Annotated in this window: 18 protein-coding genes and 1 pseudogene; 8 read left to right on the top strand and 11 right to left on the bottom strand. The window is 70.1% G+C overall.

The window, feature by feature from the left end; genetic code table 11:
* Positions 1-26: 26 nt before the first annotated feature.
* A complete protein-coding gene (locus FB465_RS02320; RefSeq protein ID WP_145787146.1) occupies positions 27-248 on the bottom strand; it encodes a hypothetical protein in 222 nt (73 codons plus the stop codon).
* The gene (locus FB465_RS02315; protein ID WP_145787145.1) at positions 206-670 is read right to left on the bottom strand and encodes a hypothetical protein; all 465 of its coding nucleotides are present in this window, start codon (positions 668-670) and stop codon (positions 206-208) included. The genes FB465_RS02320 and FB465_RS02315 overlap by 43 nt, the downstream gene beginning before the upstream one ends.
* A 529-nt stretch (positions 671-1,199) precedes the next feature.
* On the opposite strand from FB465_RS02315, the gene FB465_RS02310 reads away from it, so the two are divergent.
* Together FB465_RS02310 and FB465_RS02305 are read left to right on the top strand one after the other, a co-directional pair.
* Positions 1,200-2,471, top strand: coding sequence for a globin domain-containing protein (locus FB465_RS02310; protein ID WP_145797090.1), 1,272 nt, complete (start codon positions 1,200-1,202; stop codon positions 2,469-2,471).
* A 139-nt stretch (positions 2,472-2,610) separates the two neighbouring features.
* Positions 2,611-3,198: a GNAT family N-acetyltransferase gene (locus FB465_RS02305; RefSeq protein ID WP_145787143.1), complete on the top strand. Its 588-nt coding sequence runs from the start codon at positions 2,611-2,613 to the stop codon at positions 3,196-3,198.
* Between the two features lie 103 nt (positions 3,199-3,301).
* Here FB465_RS02305 and FB465_RS02300 read toward each other — a convergent pair whose 3' ends face one another.
* The gene (locus tag FB465_RS02300) at positions 3,302-4,093 is read right to left on the bottom strand and encodes a maleylpyruvate isomerase family mycothiol-dependent enzyme (protein WP_145787141.1); all 792 of its coding nucleotides are present in this window, start codon (positions 4,091-4,093) and stop codon (positions 3,302-3,304) included.
* The gene (locus FB465_RS35530) at positions 4,090-4,236 is read right to left on the bottom strand and encodes a hypothetical protein (protein ID WP_170290469.1); all 147 of its coding nucleotides are present in this window, start codon (positions 4,234-4,236) and stop codon (positions 4,090-4,092) included. The genes FB465_RS02300 and FB465_RS35530 overlap by 4 nt, the downstream gene beginning before the upstream one ends.
* A 348-nt stretch (positions 4,237-4,584) precedes the next feature.
* Between FB465_RS35530 and FB465_RS02295 the strand changes: the two genes are divergently transcribed.
* Positions 4,585-4,953, top strand: a complete 369-nt coding sequence (locus FB465_RS02295) for a PadR family transcriptional regulator (protein ID WP_145787139.1) — start codon at positions 4,585-4,587, stop codon at positions 4,951-4,953.
* Positions 4,950-5,546: an HAAS signaling domain-containing protein gene (locus FB465_RS02290; protein ID WP_145787137.1), complete on the top strand. Its 597-nt coding sequence runs from the start codon at positions 4,950-4,952 to the stop codon at positions 5,544-5,546. The genes FB465_RS02295 and FB465_RS02290 overlap by 4 nt, the downstream gene beginning before the upstream one ends.
* A gap of 37 nt (positions 5,547-5,583) precedes the next feature.
* Here the strand turns inward: FB465_RS02290 and FB465_RS02285 are convergent, their stop codons facing one another.
* From FB465_RS02285 to folE, 4 genes are all read right to left on the bottom strand, one after another.
* Entirely contained in the window at positions 5,584-6,693 is a 1,110-nt protein-coding gene (locus FB465_RS02285) for a terpene synthase family protein (RefSeq protein ID WP_145787135.1), read from the bottom strand.
* Positions 6,694-6,734: 41 nt separating this feature from the next.
* Positions 6,735-8,084: a cytochrome P450 gene (locus FB465_RS02280; protein WP_145787133.1), complete on the bottom strand. Its 1,350-nt coding sequence runs from the start codon at positions 8,082-8,084 to the stop codon at positions 6,735-6,737.
* Between the two features lie 269 nt (positions 8,085-8,353).
* Complete coding sequence (locus FB465_RS02275) at positions 8,354-8,722, bottom strand: ArsC/Spx/MgsR family protein (protein WP_145787131.1); 369 nt, start codon at positions 8,720-8,722, stop codon at positions 8,354-8,356.
* 51 nt (positions 8,723-8,773) lie between these two features.
* Positions 8,774-9,370 (bottom strand): GTP cyclohydrolase I FolE, encoded by a 597-nt coding sequence (gene folE / locus FB465_RS02270; RefSeq protein WP_145787130.1) that lies wholly within the window; start codon positions 9,368-9,370, stop codon positions 8,774-8,776.
* Positions 9,371-9,770: 400 nt separating this feature from the next.
* Here folE and FB465_RS02260 point away from each other — a divergent pair, with 400 nt between their 5' ends.
* Positions 9,771-10,592, top strand: coding sequence for a helix-turn-helix transcriptional regulator (locus FB465_RS02260; RefSeq protein ID WP_246192456.1), 822 nt, complete (start codon positions 9,771-9,773; stop codon positions 10,590-10,592).
* Between the two features lie 35 nt (positions 10,593-10,627).
* Positions 10,628-11,731, top strand: coding sequence for a transaldolase (gene tal / locus FB465_RS02255; protein ID WP_145787126.1), 1,104 nt, complete (start codon positions 10,628-10,630; stop codon positions 11,729-11,731).
* Positions 11,732-11,978: 247 nt separating this feature from the next.
* On the opposite strand, the gene efeU is transcribed toward tal, so the two are convergent.
* Together efeU and FB465_RS36530 are read right to left on the bottom strand one after the other, a co-directional pair.
* Complete coding sequence (efeU, locus tag FB465_RS02250; protein WP_145787124.1) at positions 11,979-12,830, bottom strand: iron uptake transporter permease EfeU; 852 nt, start codon at positions 12,828-12,830, stop codon at positions 11,979-11,981.
* Between the two features lie 35 nt (positions 12,831-12,865).
* Positions 12,866-13,639: a cupredoxin domain-containing protein gene (locus tag FB465_RS36530; RefSeq protein WP_246192455.1), complete on the bottom strand. Its 774-nt coding sequence runs from the start codon at positions 13,637-13,639 to the stop codon at positions 12,866-12,868.
* A gap of 432 nt (positions 13,640-14,071) precedes the next feature.
* Between FB465_RS36530 and FB465_RS02240 the strand changes: the two are divergent.
* Positions 14,072-14,758: pseudogene (locus FB465_RS02240) on the top strand (vWA domain-containing protein); the annotation flags it as partial.
* A gap of 186 nt (positions 14,759-14,944) precedes the next feature.
* Complete coding sequence (locus tag FB465_RS02235; RefSeq protein WP_145787122.1) at positions 14,945-15,721, top strand: PE-PPE domain-containing protein; 777 nt, start codon at positions 14,945-14,947, stop codon at positions 15,719-15,721.
* A gap of 71 nt (positions 15,722-15,792) precedes the next feature.
* On the opposite strand, the gene FB465_RS02230 is transcribed toward FB465_RS02235, so the two are convergent.
* The gene (locus FB465_RS02230) at positions 15,793-18,210 is read right to left on the bottom strand and encodes a helix-turn-helix domain-containing protein (protein WP_145787120.1); all 2,418 of its coding nucleotides are present in this window, start codon (positions 18,208-18,210) and stop codon (positions 15,793-15,795) included.
* Positions 18,211-18,314: the final 104 nt, after the last annotated feature.

Here is an 18,314-nt window from a genome sequence, read left to right as displayed (position 1 = left end):
TCCCTTGCCCGTACTCGGGACGGGTCCTAGCCGGGCCAGGAGAGGTCCTGGAACTCGATGCCGTCGGGGCCGAGCCCGGTGTTCTCGGCGTGCTCCCGCATCCTGGCGCCGTACTCGGGGTGGTCGATCAGCGAGGTGTGGGTGTCGAAGTCCAGGTCGAGCACATCGGCGAGGTCGGCGAGGTAGACGTCGAGACCGGGGTACATCACGGCGACGTACGACAGGTCGTCGATGTCGGTGACCAGCACCGGGTACTCCCCGGTGCAGTCGGGCTCGCCCAGTAGAGCAGACGGCGGGAGTCGCTGCCGCCGACGAGCGGGAGGCACGGTCCGGGCAGGAGCTTCTCGAAGTCGGCGAACAAGCCGACCATGGCATCGCCGGGGCCGTACATCCACTCGGCCGTCGCACCGAGCGCGCGGCCGTCGAAAACGGGCTCCCGCTCGTCGTCGTACCAGCCGATGTCGCCGAGCCAGGAGCTGTCGAAGGCGAGCCACCGGCGCAGGCTCGGCGGCAGCGCCCTCCCGCCGGGCAGTCTCAGCCGGTCGATCACCTCGGGTGCGAGCGGCACCGCTTCGGCGATGTCCGGGGCGTCCGCCGTGGGCCAGCCGTCCTGCCTGACCCGTGCGACCACCTGGTCGATCAGCGCTGCTCCGTGCATGTTCTCGTTCACGGACCGCACTGTCCCACACGGCACCGACAGCAGCCGCGCCGACCGGGAACCTCGCGGGTGCCGGGACGCGGGATCGCCCAGGGAGACGGGCCGGTGAAGCGCGGCGCAGAACGCCGCGGGGGAGCAGCACATGTCGTACGTCCGCCGCGTGAAACACCATCAGGCCGGGCGCCTCAGGGGGCCCTCCGGGATGACGACCACGCCCACGGTCACAGCCTCGGCCTACCAACAGCAGCGAGGCTGCGGGCCGTCTCGCGGCCCCGGGCCCGCGCGCCTGACCGCAACCCGGAGTACCACCCCGTCACCGCAAGGAGCCCACCTGACCGCCGGGATGATTCGCACAAATGAGCAATCGTCAGATTTCATGATCTGTACCGGCCAGTATTCCCTTTCACAAATAATTCACTGCATTCCGCTTGCGCGGCGCCTTGCCGATATGGGCAGAATATGGGCCGTTTCCTGACCTGCGGTGAACAGCTCTCGGCGCGAAGAGCTGGAGAAAGAGCTGGATGAGGAGAGTAGTACAGTGATGTTTCGCGCCAATCCATCCGTCGACGACGCCTTCATGCCGGAGAATCCGGAGAACGAATGGCAGCCGTCACCGGAGCCGATGCCCGCTGCCGAACGGCATGGCACCGACGCCGTCCTGTCGGCGCACGAGATCGCCCTCATCCGAGCGAGTGTGACCGTGGTCGCACCGCATGTCGCAGAACTGCCGGCCTACTTCTACGGGGTGCTGTTCAGCCGCTACCCGCACGCCCGCGACCTGTTCCCGCCGGAGATGGACGTCCAGCACGACCGGCTGGTGCGGGCGCTCCTGCTGATCGTCGACCTCGTGGACGACCCGAAGCACCTGGTGCGCTTCTGCTCCGACCTGGGGCGTGACCACCGCAAGTTCGGCACCCAGAGCGCACACTACGCCGCGGTGGGCGAGTGCCTGCTCGCCACGCTGGCGCACTTCGCGGGCCCTGCCTGGACCGAGGACATCGCCACCGCCTGGACCCGGGCCTACACGGCGGTCGCGCAGGCCATGGACCAGGCCGCCGCAGCCGACGCCGCCGAACGGCCGGCCGTGTGGAACGCCCAGATCGTGCACCACCGCGCGTACGGACCCGGGCTCGCGGAGATCACCGTGCGAACCGACCAGCCCTATGCGTACACCGGCGGGCAGTTCGTCAGCATGGAGACGCCGTGGTGGCCCAAGATCTGGCGCTACTTCTCGCCTGCCAACGCCCCGCGGCCGGACGGGACCATCACCTTCCACGTCAGGGCCGTTCCCGGCGGCCGGATCAGCAACGCCCTGGTGCACCAGGCCTCGGTCGGCGACGTCGTCCGGCTCGGGCTGGCCCTCGGTGACATGGTCCTCGACCCCACGTCCACCCGCGACGTCGTGTGTGTCGCCGGTGGAACCGGGATCGCGCCGATCCGCGCTCTGGTCGAACAGGCCGCCCTGGACGGCGTCCAGCGGCGGATGGAGCTCTTCGTCGGAGCCCGTACCGCGAACGAGCTCCACGGACTCGACGACCTCCTCCACATGTCCCGGCAGCATCGCTGGCTCAACGTCCGTGCGGCGGTCTCCGACGAGGACGCTCCCGCGGGCAGCAGCCACCTGCTCAGGGTGCTGGCGGAGTCCGGGCCCTGGCGGCATCACGACGCCTATCTCAGCGGGCCGGGCCCGATGATGACCGCGGCCGGCCGGCTGCTGGGCCGCGGTGGAGTCCCTCTCGAGCGCTTCTACTACGACCCGTTCGTGCAGCTCGACGTCCCCGATCCCGGGGCGACGGCCGGGCCCGGCCACTGACGGCCGTCCAACGACGGCGCGGACAATGCGCCTGGCCCGTGCCGCAACGAGCGCGACGGGCAGGCTGGACCGGCTCGGGGGAGAGCGGCGCCTGGCGGACCCCTGTCAAGAATTCCCAGGTGGGGTTAGCCTGCTCCGCATGGCACCACGGCCCCCATCGCCCGTCGTCCTGCACGGCCGGTACGTCCGGCTGGAACCGCTGACCACGGCACACCTCCCAGACCTGCACCTCGCCGGCAGCCGCGACGACGGCCTCTGGCAGTGGCTTCCCGTGGTCACGCCGTACACCCTCGGCGAGATGCACACGCTGGTCGAACAGCGGCTGGCCCAGCAGGCCGCCGGAGGGGCGGTGCTGTTCGCGATCGTCCCGGCCGGCACCAACCGGGCCGCCGGGTGGGTCGCGTACACCGACATCGCGGTCGCCGACGAGCGCCTGGACATCGGCTGGCACTGGGCCGCGCGCTCCACCTGGGACACCCCGGTGACGACCGAGACCCACCTCCTGCTGCTCCGCCATGCGTTCGAGAACCTGGCCTTCGGCCGGGTCCAGTGGCAGATCGACCACCTCGACGTCCACGCCCAGCTCACGCTGTCCGGCCTAGGGGCCGTTCGCGAGGGCCCGCTGCGCCGCCACGCCCGGCGCTCCGACGGTACCTGGCGGGACACCCTCGTCTACGCGGTGCTGGCCAACGAGTGGCGAAGCGGTTGGGGCGCCGGGCTGTTCTGACTGAGGGTGGTGGCGGCGGCAATCGGTCGGAACGCAAGAAAGCTGCACGGCCCGGCGGCGGAACACCGGAGGAGGCCGCCGAGTCGGGCGGGCGACCTCCGTCTCAGAACTCGGAGTTGGCGAACCAGCGCGCCAGCAGCTCCTCGTCTCCCTCGTGCTCGAAGGCCTCCGCGTCGAGGGAGAGGCGGCCGTAGGCGAGCAGGAGGAGATCGGCTGCGGCTCCCCGGACCGTCGCATCGGCGGGGACCGCTGCTTCGCCGGCGAGGTCGAGCCCGAAGCCGTCGGGTCGCAGCCGGACCAGCCAGTCGCCGTCCGCGTCGGTGGACCGGAACCGGATGGTCTCGCCGTTGCCGCGGAGGTTGGCCACCTTGGGAGCGAAGAAACCGGCGAAGGGCAGATTCACCAGGAACTCGTCCACACCGTCAACCGCGACCGCACGGTCGATCTCGGGCCGGATCCCCAGCGCCAGCTCCGCGTCGACCCGGTGAATCAGGGTCTCGAACAGCATCCGGCGAGCCCAGAACCTGGCGTGGGGATCGGCGCCCCACACCCACATCGGGGTGTCCGGGTCGGTGGCCGCGAACGCGCCCGCCGCCTCTGTCGCGCTGTCGGCCAGCCAGTCGGCCCAACCGTCCTCCCGTCCGGGCAGCCGAAGGTCGACGTCGCGGCTTCGCGGGGGCTCCTGGATGCGCCCGCGCAGCAGGACCGAGAACCAGCGCTGCACGCTGCCGGCGTGCTTGACCAGGTCGGCCAGCGTCCAGCCCGGGCAGCTGGGTACCGGGGTCCCCAGATCGGCGCCCCTGACCGCTGCCACGAACCGGGCGGTCTCGGTGGCGACGGCCGTGCGGTGGTCGACCGGGGCCAGTCCGTGGTCGGGGCGGTCGGAGGTCCTCATCGTGTCGTGCCTCTCTGAAGGTTGACGGTCCTGATGCGGTGCGGTTCGGCGAGCCGCTCGGCCCGGCAGCCGATCGGGTGCGGGGTGCCGTCGGTGAGAGTCCGGTGCGCGGCGCCGGTGACGACGAGGAGAGCGGCGGTCATGGGGGTGCTCCAGAAGGGATTGAGGGCTTCGATGGTCGAGGACCTCAAGTAACGGCTTCGACGGTAGACCTCAATGGTTAAGGGTGTCAACTAATCCTGCCCGGCTCGAGCCATGGCCAGCATCACGCCGCCCCCTGCAGGGCGGTGAGCCGGGTGGGCGTGACTCCGCGCGATCGAGCGCATCGGCGTCGAACCGGACCGGGACTCGGCGGATGGTCACCTCTCCGGGCGCCTTGTGGCGGGTGACCAGCGGAGCGTGTTGGCCTCCCAGGGCGAGGGCCAGTCGCGTGCAGGCTGGGCGGGGAATGCTTCCGCGATGTCCGCGCCATCCGTGGTAGCTTGCTTTGCATGGTAGATGGCTATGCAAGCATCCCTGGGGCGGACGGCCGGGTGGCGAGTCAGCTCCGTAAAGGGGTGCTGGAGTACTGCGTCCTGGCATTGCTGCGGGACGGCCCCCGCTACGGGGTGGAGCTACTGGCGGAGCTCGCCCGGGTCGAGGTGATGGCAACCAGCCAGGGCACGATCTACCCCTTGCTGTCGCGTCTTCGGCGGACCGGACTCGCCGACACTCACCTGCGCGAATCCGAGAGTGGGCCGCCGCGCAGGTACTACACGCTGACCGACGCCGGCCGAAGCGCGTTGGAGGAGTTCACCGCGAACTGGCCCTCCTTCCGTGCCGCCGTCGACCACTTCCTCACCCCTGGAGAGACGACGTGAACGACACCCTCGCCCACCCCCTCGTGCGGGCCTACCTGACCTCGGTCGAGGAGCGGACCACGGCGCTTCCCGACGTCCGCCGGCAGGAGCTGCTGGCAGATCTGCGTGAGCACATCGAGGTGGCGCTGGCGGACTCCGACACCTTCGACGAGAACAGCGTGCGTCGTGTCCTGGACCAGCTGGGGACACCCGGGGAGATCGCGGCAGCCGCCCTGGCCGAGGAACCCGGCAACCACCCGGTACCGGAGAGCAGCAGGCACACCTCGGTCACCCTCTGCCTGATCGTCATGGCGCTGCCGGCCGCGCTCATCCCGGTGATCGGACCGTTCCTCGCCCTGGCTGCCACGGTCGCCGCACTCGTACGGCTGTGGAAGTCCCCGCAGTGGGTTCGCCGGGAGAAGCGCCAAGCGACGCTGCTCGTGCTCTCGCCGGTCGTCACCGTCCCGGCGCTCGCCGTCGTTCTCTCCGTGGCACTCGGCGGTCTGACCCCGATCACGTTGATGACCGCCCTCCTGGCGGCAATGTGCCTCCCGGTGGCCGCCGCCATCCGGCTCGGCCGTTCAGCCGCGCGACTCCGGCAGCAGCTTCGCTAGACGTCGGTCGGCACCGCAGTCGGAGGCCCTTTCGCGGTCAGCGAGGGTCTCCGGTCTGCTCGGTGGCGGTGGGCGTCGGGGACGGGTTCAGGCCGGCCCGTGGGTTGAGCAGCGCCGGGTTGTTGGTGAGGCGGAGGGTGTCGACCTCCAGGTAGCGGTGTGAGCTGAGGGCCCATTCGAGGTTGCCGCGCATCCAGGCCTTCATGCCGTCGGTGAAGGCGCTGATGGCGACCCGGTCGGCCTCCCGCAGGCCGTGCCAGGTGCCGCAGAGGGTGGTGAGTGACTCCTCGGCGCGGAGGAAGGCGTCGATGTCGCGGGCAACCCTGCGGTACACGTGGTCGATGGCGTCCTGGATCCCGCAGCAGAGCTCCCGGCTCACCGCGAGCACGCCGTTGGTGACCTCGCCGAGGACGAGTTCCTTCTTCAGCGAGAGGACGTCGTTGACCCAGACGACGACGTCGGCGGCCTTGTTGACCATGGTGCGGAGCTGCTCGGACTCGTGGAACAGCGAGGGGACCTCCAGGCCGGCCGCGTACTCCAGGAGGTCCAGCGAGGGGGTGATGCCACCCGAGGCGCGTCGCAGCTGGGTGTAGCCGCCGACGGAGGGGACGTGCCGGTGTTCGCGGTTGACCGCCTCGTAGCGGAAGGCGTCCAGGAACTGTCCCATATGGGTGATGAACCGCATCTGCCACTCGAGGCTCTGCTGGACGGCGAGACGCCGCCACACCTCGGCGAGTTCGACCGCGAGGGGCGGCACGTCCCGGGCCGGTGACGGTTCCCCCGACCGGAGCGAGAGGGCGGCGAGCATCCGGAGGGTGGCGCGGGTGTGGCCGATGGCCTCCGCCGACTCGCAGCCGTCGTAGAGGTCGTCGATGACGAAGGCCCAAGTGAACCAGCCTGCGAGTGGGGCGAGTCGTTCCGCTCGTAGATGCGGGTAGCAGCGGGCGATCAGCTCTCCCAGGTGCGTGTCGGCGAGTCGCTGGCGGGCTCGCGGGCCGTCCACCAGCCCGTAGCGGTCGGCCCAGTCCAGGATGAGCTGCTCCAACTCCGCCCGGTACGGGGACATGCGCGGCGGTAGCCGGTACAGGATGTGGTCGGGGCTGGGCAGCAGCCGGAGGTCGTCGGGGACGGGATGAGGCGTCGTCATACGGTGCTGGACTCCTTCGGGCCGGTCCGCTCCGATGCGGTTCACAGTCGCCTGCGGAGCCGTAGGTGCAGCGGGGCCGGATGGATCACGGTCCATGGCCGGGGTTCGAGCAGGTGGTGGGGCACGGGGCCGGGCAGCGGCTCCAGTTGCCACCGGGAGGTGATGACCGCGAGGGCCAGGGTGATCTCGGTGAGGGCGTAGACGTCCCCGATGCACTTGCGGGAGCCCACCCCGAAGGGGATGTAGGCCCCGCGCGGCAGCCTGGCCCGGCGTGCGGGCAACCAGCGGTCGACGTCGAAGAGTTCGGGCTCCGGGTAGAGGTCGGCGCGGTGGTGGATGAGGTAGGGGGAGAGCAGGACCGCGGTGCCCGGCCGGAGCCTTCGGCCGGCCAGTTCGACGGGTGAGGTGACGGTACGGCTGAAGAACCATGCGGACGGGTAGTACCGCAGCGTCTCCGTCACCACGCGGCGGGCGAGGTCCAGTCGGGTGAGGAGGTCGCGGTCGACACCGGCCCCCTCGGCGAGGACGGCCTGCGCCTCCTTCGCGACGGAGTCGGCCAGCGCCGGGTCCCGGGAGAGGAAGAACAGCGCCCACCCGAGCGCGGAGGCGGAGGTGCCGATGCCGCCGGTGAGCATGGTGACGACCTGGTCGCGCATCTCCCGGTCGCCCATCCCCTCCTTGACCATGAGCGCCAGGAGGTCGTGACCGGGGCCGGTGCCGTCGAGGCGGCGGGCGTCGATCGCGCCGTCGACCACCTGGCTCACGGTGGAACACGCCTGCCGGAAGCGGCGGTTGGCCGAAGTAGGCAGCCGGTCGAGCAGCCGGAACGGAGAGCGCATGTGCCGGCCGATGCCCTCGTGGAAGTCCGGGTAGGACGCGGCGATCCGGGCCACCGCGGCGGATGAGCCGTCCGCGGAGAACATCGTCCTGGTGATGATCCTGGCGATCAGCTGGTACGCGTGCTGCTCGATCTCGATCACCGCATCGTCGTGCCAGCCGGACGAGGTGGAGAGGGTCTCCTCCAGCATCACCTCCAGGTAGCGGGAGAGCGCGTCCGGGCGGAACGCCGGCTGAAGCTGTCGGCGCTGTCGGCGGTGCACCTCGTGGGGGGTGGAGCCGAGACCGTCGCCCAGGAACCACTTCAACTTGTCGAAGAGCGGCCCACCCTTGTCGAAGTGCCGGGTGTCGGTGAGGACATGGTGGAACAGGTCGGGGGAGCAGCACATCATCGCGCGCTGCGGTCCGAGTCGGAGTTCCACCAGATCGCCCCGCTCGGCGAGCGAGCGCAGGAACGGCAGCGGATCGCGGAACAGGGCCGGGGCGTGCCCGAGCAGCGGGCGGGCGCCGGGTGCACGGGAGGTGCGGTAGCCGGTTGCAGTGGTTGCGGTCATATCTCCCCATTCGCCGCAGGTGCTTTCCGGAAAAGGCGCATCAGGTGCCGCGCTTCCCGTGGGCAGCCAATTTGGCACTATTCCCGGGGAGTTGAGAAGGCCATGGCTGGCCCGAAAACATTTCCGAGCGCTTTCCGGCCGGTGTAAGGCATCCTGTCAGGAATCATGTCCTTGGTCTGATTCGCACCTCCGTGCGCGAACCGGGCCGCCTTCCGGTCGGGGTTGGGGGTCAAGGGGCGCATGTTCTCGCTCCCTGTCGGGTGTATCAGTTACGGTCGGCCTCGCTTGCGGGTGGAGCGGACCGCTTGCTCGGTCCGGCCGATGACGGCCGTGAGGTCGTCGGCGGTGATGATCGGCCGTTGGATCAGGATGGGATGGTCCGAGAGGGCGGCGATCCAGCCTGGGCGGCTCGCGGCGTCGCGGGGCCAGGTGTTCAGGCCCAGGTCGGCGGCGACCGGTTCGCCGGTGCGGGTGATGTCCCACGGTTCGAGGCGTAGCCGGCGCAGGACGTCCTCCAGCTCCTCGACGGTCGGCGGGTCGTCCAGGTAGCGCCGCACGGTGTACTCGGCGCCTTCCTCGTCGAGCAGTGACAGTGCGGCGTTGCACTTTGAGCAGTCCGGGTTGATCCAGATTTCCACTGGGGTTGGGTCTTTCGGGTCGGGGAACGGCGGACGGCGGGCGGGCGCTGGTCAGGTGGGCAGGCCGGTGAGGGCGAGGAACTCGGCGCGTGAGCGGGCGTCCTCGCGCAGGATGCCCAGCAGCGTCGAGGTCATCGTGCGTGAGCCGGTGGCCTGCACGCCCCGCAGGGTCATGCAGGTGTGCTCGGCCTCGATGACAACGCCGACGCCCTTGGGGTCGAGGTGGGCCTGCAACCAGTCGGCGACCTGTTTGGTGAGGCGCTCCTGGACCTGGGGTCGGCAGGCGAAGTGCTCGACGACGCGGGCGAGTTTGGACAGGCCCAGGATCCGGGTGCCGGGCAGGTACCCGACGTGAGCAGTGCCGACGAACGGCAGCAGGTGGTGCTCGCAGACCGACCGTACGGGGATGCTTCGGGCGAGGACGAGCTCGTCGTAGCCCTCGTCGTTGGGGAAGGTCGTCAGATCGAACGGTCGTGGGCTGAACAGTTCCGCATACGCGCGGGCCATCCGCCCCGGTGTGCCGCGCAGGCTCTCCGAGTCGGTCGGGATGCCGAGGGCGTGCAGGAACGCGGCGGCGGCATCTTCGGCCGCCGCCAGGTCCACGGCGCCGGTCTCGTGGACGACGCGCAGGGCGGGGCCGGTGCGCATCGGGGGTTTCTGCGGGCCTGCGGGCGCTGGGTGAAGGCGGGTGGTCATGTCAGCTGCCCCTGATGCCGAGTGCGGTGCGCAGGACCAGGACCACGGTGGTCACCGCGAACACGCCGTGCCCGAGGACGACCGCCATCGGGAAGTGCCGCTCGGCGGGCACCGCCTGTTCGTCGGCCCCGCACCGTGACGAGGATCGGATGGATCGGATGACCGTACGGTCCGGCCGGCACCGTGCTCACCGGCTCCTTCGCCGGTAGCTGGGACGGGTTCACCACGGCAACCACCTCCCGGTTGTTTCACCAATAAAGCTTGGCGTTATTCAGCCCGGAGGTCAACCATCGCAGGTCAGAACGCTGGCGAGAGTCCGCTCACCCACGTACGCAGGAGTTATCATGGAGTCGTGGCAACCGATCACAGTCAGCCGGAACCCGCGTCCGACGCCGCCATCGAGTCCGTGAGCGTGCTGAGCGACGACCTCCGGCGGCAGATGTACGCGTTCATCCGGCGCGCCCGCCGACCCGTCACCCGCGACGAGGCCGCCGAGACCGTGGGCATCTCGCGCAAGCTCGCCGCCTTCCACCTCGACAAACTCGTCGACACCGGCCTGCTGCGCGCCCGGTACGGGGCCCCGGGGGGCATCCGCAAGGTCGGCCGACAGCCCAAGGTCTACGAGCCCACCGACGAGGACATCCGCGTCAGCATCCCCGAACGCCGGCCTGACGTCCTCGCCGAAATCCTCATCGACGCCGTTCTCGCCGAGGAGCCCGGCGAGAACGGGAAGGCCGCCGCACTGCGCACCGCCCGCCGGCGCGGTGAGGAGCTGGGAACCGACGAGCGTGGACGCACCCGCCCGGGCCGCCTCGGCCCGGAACGCTCCCTCACCCTGAGCGAGGCCGTGCTCGAGCGGTACGGCTTCGAGCCGACCCGCGAGAAACCCGCAAAGGTACGGCTGCTGAACTGCCCCTTCCACCCCCTGGCCGCCCGGTCACCCGAGCTGGTGTGCGGGATCAACCACGCGTTTCTCGACGGCTTCCTCACCGGCCTCGAAGCCGGCGGCGTCGAGGCCGTCCTCGCACCCCGCCCCGGTCAGTGCTGCGTCGAACTGCGCGCCGCATCCGAGGGCAGCCACACCGACCTGCGGCACGCCGACCACGACGGCAGCTGCACGAGGGACCCGGAAACCCCACCCGCCGGCCCGTCCAGCCACGGCCCGCACGCATAGCCGCGACAACGACTCGGCCGCGTAAGGAGGAGACCATGAGTGAGAACCTCGATCGACTGGTCGCCGAGGGCGTGGCCATCTGGCTCGACGACCTCAGCCGCGAACACCTCGCAGGAGGCGGCCTGGCCCGACTCATAGGCGACCAAAGGGTCGTGGGGATCACCAGCAACCCGACGATCTTCGCCAAGGCCCTCACCTCCGGCGCCCGCTACAACGAGCAGACCGCCGACCTCGCCCGGCGCGGCATCCAGGTCGAAGAAGCCGTGCGGCTGCTCACCGCCTACGACGTTCGCTGGGCCTGCGACCTGCTACGCCCGTCGTTCGACGTGACCGACGGCGTCGACGGGCGGGTCTCGATCGAAGTGGACCCGCGGGTCGCGCGGGACACCGAGGCCACCATCGCCGAGGCACGCGCTCTGTGGTGGCTGGTCGACCGCCCGAATCTGTTCGTCAAGATCCCCGCCACCGTCGAAGGCCTGGGCGCGATCAGCACCGCACTCGCCGAAGGCATCAGCATCAACGTCACCCTGATCTTCTCCCTCGACCGCTATGCCCAGGTGATCGACGCCTTCATGGACGGCATGGAGCGCGCATACGCGGCGGGCCGCGACCTTTCGAAGATTGCCTCGGTGGCGTCGTTCTTCGTCAGCCGCGTCGACACCGAGGTCGACGGCCGCCTCGACAAGCTCGGTTCCGAACAGGCCCTGGCCCTGCGCGGGCGTGCCGGGATCGCCAACGCACGACTGGCCTACCGACAGTTCGAGCAGGCTCGTGCCACCGAGCGCTGGCACGCTCTCGCCGCTCGCGGGGCACGCACACAGCGACCGCTGTGGGCGTCCACGGGCGTCAAGGACCCTGCGTACGACGACACCCGCTATGTCGTCGAACTCGTGGCACCCGACGTGGTGAACACGATGCCCGAGCAGACCCTGCGCGCGGTCGCCGACCACGGCCGGGTCCGCGGCGACACGATCCACGGCACCTACCCGGCCGGCCAGCAGGTCCTCGACGAACTGGCAGCTCTCGGTATCCCCTACGACGACGTGGTCCGAGTGCTGGAGGACGAGGGCATCGGCAAGTTCACCGCCTCCTGGCAGGAGCTCTACCGGACGCTGCGAGCCCAAGTGCCGGGCACGTAGGACGTATGAACCCGGCGCCAAGCCGGCCACCTGCCGGCCCAGCCGATGGACCGGTCACGGAATCCTCGTTCGACAGCCACATCCGACGCGTGCCCCCGCAGGACGGAGCGACCACCGGCCCGTCAGCACGTCCTCCGCTCCCGATGACGCTGGTCTGCAGGTGGTCAGCGACTCCCGGACGCGGCGCGAGCCCGCTCCCGAAGGCCGGGAGCGGGCTCGCCCTTTGACGCACATGATGCCGCCGGGGTCAGGCAGCGGGCTTCGCCTCCGCCGGGGCGGGCGTGGCCGGTGTGGGGGAGGAGCCGCTGGTGCCGCGCAGGAAGAGGGCGAGCGTGGGGACGAGGTACGCCGCCCAGACCGCGACCTGAAGCACCGTCGGGTCCGGCTGGAAGTTGAACACGCCCTTGAGCAGCGTGCCGTACCAGCTGTCCTTCGGGATGGTGGTGGAGATGTCGAAGGCGAGGTCGTGCATGCCGCCGAGCCAGCCGGCCTCCTGCAGGTCGTGCACGCCGTAGGCGAGCACGCCGGCCGCGACCACGACCAGCATCGCGCCGGTCCAGGTGAAGAACTTGGCCAGGTTGATCTTCAGCGCGCCCCGGTAGAACAGCCAGCCGAGCACGACCGAGGTGAGCAGGCCGAGCATCGCGCCGACCAGCGGTCGGACGCCGTCGCTGGTGGCCTGGACGGCCGTCCAGATGAACAGCGCGGTCTCCAGACCCTCACGGCCGACCGCCAGGAAGGCGGTGACCACCAGCGCTACGGTGCCCATGGCGAGGGCCGCGTCGAGCTTGCCGTGCAGTTCGGCCTTGAGGTGACGGGCGGTGCGGCGCATCCAGAAGACCATCCAGGTCACCAGGCCGACCGCGACGACCGACAGCGAGCCGCCGAGCGCCTCCTGGGCCTCGAAGCTCAACTGCGTGGAGCCGTACTGCAGTACGGCGCCGAAGGCCATGCTGAGCACGACCGCGGCGGTGATGCCCGCCCAGACCGGGGTGAGCCGGTCGCGGCGGCCGGTCTTGACCAGGTAGGCGATCAGGATGCAGACGACGAGGCTCGCTTCGAGGCCCTCGCGCAGGCCGATCAGGTAGTTGCCGAACACACTGGGCTCCTCGAGAGGGTGGGGCGAACGGGGGGTCAGCTGACGGTGAAGGTGGTCTTCATGCCGTGGTCGGCGTGGTTCCCGATGCCGCACTTGAGGGTGTAGGTGCCGGGCACGGCCAGGGTGATGACGGCCTCGCCGGTCTGGCCGGGCTTGACCGGGCTCACCTCGCCGATCTCCTTCCCGTCGGGGCCGAAGACCTCCAGCTCGTGTTCGACGGAGCCCTTGTTCTCGAGCTTGAACTCGATCTTCTCGCCGGCCTTGGCGGTGAACGTCTCCATGCCCTCGAACTTGAGCTCGTACTCCTTGGCCTCGACCTCGACCTCGCGGTCGTAGGCGCTCTCGCTCGTCTGGCTGGGCTTGGCGGACTCGGCCGTCCCGCTGGGCTGAGCGGACGTCTTCTGGTCGGCGGTGTCGCCCGCGACGGTGATCTTCTTCCGGATGCCGTCACCGGTCTGGCCGGGCTTGCACGCGATCTCGTACGTACCGGCGGCGAGCTTCACCGTCATGTCGCGCGTGGTGCCGGGGCCGATGTTCTCGAGCTCGCTCACGACCTTGGTGAACGCCCCGTTGTGGTCGCCGTAGACGTAGACCTCGGTGACCCGGTCGCCCTTGTTGCGGATCGCGAACGTGACCTCGCCGGCCTTGAAGTCGCTCTTGGCGAGATCGCACGCGGAGTCGGTGGCGGTGATGGCGACCTTGGCGCTGTCGGCCGACGCCGCGGTGTCCTTGCCGTCGCCGCAGGCAGCCAGGAGCGGGAGGGCGAGCAGTGCGGCGCCGATGGCAGCGAGGGAGCGGTGCGAGCGCAATGGACTCTCCAGACGGTGGCAGGCGAGGGTGGGCGCGGAGAAAGCCTTGGTGAGCCCGCCGGTGAGGCGAGCCCGGCGCGGACTCTAGGGCAGATTAGCCTTGCCTAACAAGTCACTGGACGTCAGATCTCGTTCTCGCATCGGTGAGGTCACGGCTCGGACGGCCATGTCGTGCCGACGCATCGTCAGAGCCGTCTCCCCGGGTAGATCAAAGTACGTGGCAGATCGGGATCAGGAGCGCTACGCTCCCGGCCATGAAGACCCGTTCTGTCAGCAGATTGGGGGTCCCGTCCGCGCAAGGTGGGTGCTGATGCTCACTCAGACCGCGAACAGGGATTCCCGCCTTTCCCTCTGGCTGCGTGTGCGTGAGTTCGCCGTGCCGCCGTCCATGATCGAGACTGCGACCGCCCGCCGCACTGCCGGGGACTGGGCAGGGGCGCGCGCCGCCGCAGGTATCGACGTCGCATCACCGCCCGTCCGGGCAACACCCCGACGGAGTGGCAGCGGTGGGCGGAGGAGGCGTTCCACCCGCCGCTGCCGTGGCGGGAGTTGCTCGGAGCGGCCGTCCGCTCGGCAGCCTCCGGCGCCGGCGAGGACTACACCTGCGGCCGGCCGTCGCGGCGCTCGGCCGCGGTGCCCGGCGCTGTTCTGCCGAGCCTCCGGCGCTGACCGCCTCGGGTCTCCGTGATCATCGACACCTCCGGGTCGGTCAGCGACGCCGAACTGGGCAGCGCGCTCCTGGAGGTCGCCGCGATCTCCCGTGCCGTGGGCGGCCGTCGCGACCTGGTCACCGTACTGCCGTGCGACGCGGCGGCCCAGGCCGTGCACCCGCTGTGCCGTGCCGAGGGAATTCCGCTGCTGGGCGGCGGCGGCACGGATCTACGCACGGGCTTCGCCAAGGCCCTCCGAGCGCAGCCCCGACCGGACGTTATCGTGGTCCTGACCGACGGTCAGACACCCTGGCCGGACACGCGACCACCGTGCCGGACGGTGGTGGGTCGGTTCCCTCGGCAGTACGCAGCCCGGTCGTGGGACGAGGACAACCCCGACTACGCGCCGGACTCGCCACCCGAGTGGGCACGAGTGGTTGACATCGGGTCGGCTCCCGCTGCTCGGTAAGCCCTCGGGACGGCGAGGGCAAGTCCGGTACGTACGCCCAGCCCGGACCGCTCGGCCATATTTGGCCGGTCTGTTGCCTGGTCCCCTGACCAGCGCGAACGACACCATGGGGCACTGACCGCCGCAACCGGCAGCGCGCAACGCGACGCTGACGGAGCGAACTCTGACCCAAGGGAGTTGACGAGCATGTCCAACCCGAATTCGAGCAAGCTCATCCGTCGCTGCAAGGCTGTCATCGGAGCGGCGGCACTGGCGCTCGCCTCCGCCGTCGCCGCACCGACCGCCGCACACGCCGATCCCGTGCACCATTACTACATCGAGATCGGCGGCACCGGCGCGGCGGCGGACTTGCCCACCTGCACCTCGTCCTTCTACTTCGCGAATCAGCATCTGAACGGCGGCATCGCGGTTCCCGTCTGTTATCCGGCGAGCGGTGGTCCGTTCGTCGGGAGCCACAACGAGATGCCGTCCCCCTTCGCGGCGAGCTTCGGCGACAGCGTGAACCAGGGCTACCGGAACGCCTTGGCCGCGCTCGAGAAGGCCTACCACGCCGACCCCACGGCGCGCTTCACGATCGTCGGCTACTCCCAGGGCGCCTGGGTCGGCGACCTGCTGCTCCAGACGATCGCCAACAACGGCACCGACGTCCCCCGCTCGCAGGTCAACGGGATGCTCTACTCCGACCCGCGGCAGCCTGACACCGGCTTCTGGCACCTGGTTCCCAAGGGCGTCTATCTGCCGCTGGTCGCGGTGTCCCCCGGCACCGGCCCGGTGGACTTCCCCGGCGTCCCGGTCCAGCGCTTCTGCATTCACACCGACGGGGTCTGCGACGCGACGTCCCTGGACTCGTTCAACGGCCTCCTCCAGCAGCACCCGCTCTACTGGCAGGACAACAACATCATGACGAAGACCATCGGCAACGACGGCGGCAACGGGATCGTCTGGCTCCCGTCCGCCACCTGACCAGGATCATCGAGGCCACCCGGCCAGCACCGGGTGGCCGGCCCCGCCTCCCCGTGACCGGGTCGCGCCGATCAGCTTCGGTCGGCCCGGTCGGTCACGACGGCCTGGTCCGCGCGCCCGGTCCGCAGGGTGGCGAACCGGGCCGGCGCGTAGTTGGACTGCTGCTGACGGAACGAGTGCCCGAGGTGGTGCTGCAGCCGGATGTGCCGGAACTGGTACACGGCGCCGGTCTGGCGCAGCACTCCCTTGCGGTAGGCGTCGTCCAGGAAAGTGACCATGTTCCAGGGCAGCTTCCCGGTCAGGGGCAGCCAGATACGGGACAGGACCACCCACTGCCCCCAGGCGGTGAAGGAGAGCACGTAGGACAACGCGCCCCCGAGCCCGCCGACGGCACCGATGAAGAGCCCGTCCGACAGCCCCCAGTTCATCGGCCCGAGAAAGCTCTGGAGCAGCTCGACGACCAGGCGCCCGCCGCCGGCGATCGCAAGGGTGAGCATCGGTACCAGGACGAGGATCTGCCCGCTCACCGTCGCACGGTTCGAGGACAGCAGGCCCATCGGGGTGGCCGCGAAGGTGACGTCCAGCGGCGCTTCGAGCACGGCCATGAGCCCGAAGACCAGCCCGGCTGCCGAGCCGAAGATCAGCCCGAAGGCGAGCATGTTGATGAGCGTTCCCTCGATCACGTCGCCGTTCGTGAGCGGGATGCCGAGGTAGAGCGCGCGTTCGAGGGTGAGGGCGCACGCGCAGCCGACTCCCATGACGAACCCGCCCAGCAGCACGCTTCCGAACCGGGTGGTGAACGTGCGGACCGGCCCGCGGCCGATGCTGTCGTGTGCCCGGGGCAGCCGTAGCCGCACCCGGGCCGGCTCGAAGACCCCGCCGCCGAACGCGGCCATGACGCCGTACACGGATCCGAAGGCCAGGCCGGCGACCGGCCCCAGCAGCGCCCCCTGCACCAGGACCTCGCTGAACCCGAGTGGCGTGACGAGCAGGCCGACAACCCAGTCGGCCCCGGCGATGCACAGCGCGGAAACCAGCACGACCGTTGCGATGCGCGTCGAGCGGCGCAGCGAGTCGGCGATCTGCCACCAGGCGAGGTCCTGCCGGTCGCGGTCGAGCCGCACCAGGTGGTGGGCAAGGTAGCCGAGCCAGCGCTGGGCGAGCTCCGGGTCCCAGTTCCGCTGCCCGCCAGGACGGCTGCCGACGACCTGCTCGGGTGCGCGGCGGCGGTAGACCGTCGGCACGAAGCCCGCCAGCAGGTGCTCCTCCAGCAAGTGCTCCGCGGGGAACTTTGTGCTGTTCAGCAGCTCCGACGGATGCCTGTCCTGCGTTTCGCTGTACATCGTGCGCGCCAGGATGACCATCAGAGGGGTGCTCAGAACCCTGGCCAGGATCCTGCTCGCCGGAGTCTCCTGGGCCCGCAGCTCCGTCAGGACGCCCTCCCACACCGCTTCCGGCTCGCCGTCGCCATCGCCGTCGTCGCGGGCGACCGGCCGGGCGGTCCGGGGCAGGTAGGCCGCGAGGTCGTCGAGGGTGAGGTCGGTGAGCTCGATCCCGGCGGCCAACACCAGTGGCGTGCGTGCCGCCAGGACCGCCTCGGCGAACTCGCCACGGCGGCTGGTCAGGACGAGCGGCAGCGAGGTGGCGTTGAGCTCCTCGAGCGCCTCGCGCCGGAGCCCTTCCGCTATCTCGTCGAACCCGTCCAGGACCGGCAGGATGAGGTCGGCGTCGACGAGTGCGGCGGCCAGCGTCACCCCGCTGGGGACCCTGCGGGCCAGATGCGGATGGTCCCGCAGAAGTCGACCGATCAGCCAGTCCCGCAGGGCCGTGGCCGTCGGGTCCCAGGAACCGACGCTGAAGATCACCGGCACCGGGTCGGAAAAGGCTCGCGTCTCCAGGAAGTCCAGGACGAACCTGATCGTCAGAATCGACTTTCCCGAGCCGGCCCGGCCGAGAACCACCAGTCGCCCGGACGAGATCTTCCGGTAGACCTCGGCCGTACTCCGCAGATCACCGCTCAGATCCACGCGACCCGGCGCGGCGCCCGCTTCGAGGCGCTGAATGTTCTCCGAATAGTCCGTCAGATCCGCGGGCGCCTCCTGCCAGCCCACCGGCAGTGGAAATGGATCGTGCACCCGGCGCTGTTCCTCCTCGCGCCGCCAACGGCGCCTGACCTCCCGCGCCAACTCGTCGGCGGCGTCGGCGAGCGCGCCTCGTATCGGCGACGGTTCAGGACTCCTGGGGGGCGGCACGGCTGGCGCGCTCTCGGCCTTCCCGAGCGTGGCCGCCAGCAGTTGGCGGTCCTCGGGCCCGACCTCCAGAGCATCCGCCAGCAGGTTCACCGTCCCGAGCCGGTGGTCGGTGGACTTGCCGGTCTCCAGTCTGCGAATCGTGCGAACGCTCACGCCGGAGCGTTCCGCCAGCTGTTCCTGCGTCAGCCCCGACTGCGTCCGTAGCCGGCGCAAGAGCGTGCCGAGCTGATCCGTCACTGCGGCGCTCCCTCTACTCGAGTCACGGCCGTGACGAGCCTACCCTGACGGCCGGTCATATATGGCCGGTGCTCTGGCCTGTGCACTTAGCAGCGCGAACACCA

It is taken from the genome of Kitasatospora atroaurantiaca (genome assembly GCF_007828955.1).
Classification (GTDB): Bacteria; Actinomycetota; Actinomycetes; order Streptomycetales; family Streptomycetaceae; genus Kitasatospora; species Kitasatospora atroaurantiaca.
The sequence above is the reverse complement of the archived record's forward strand: the minus strand, read 5'-3'. Positions and strand labels throughout refer to the sequence as shown.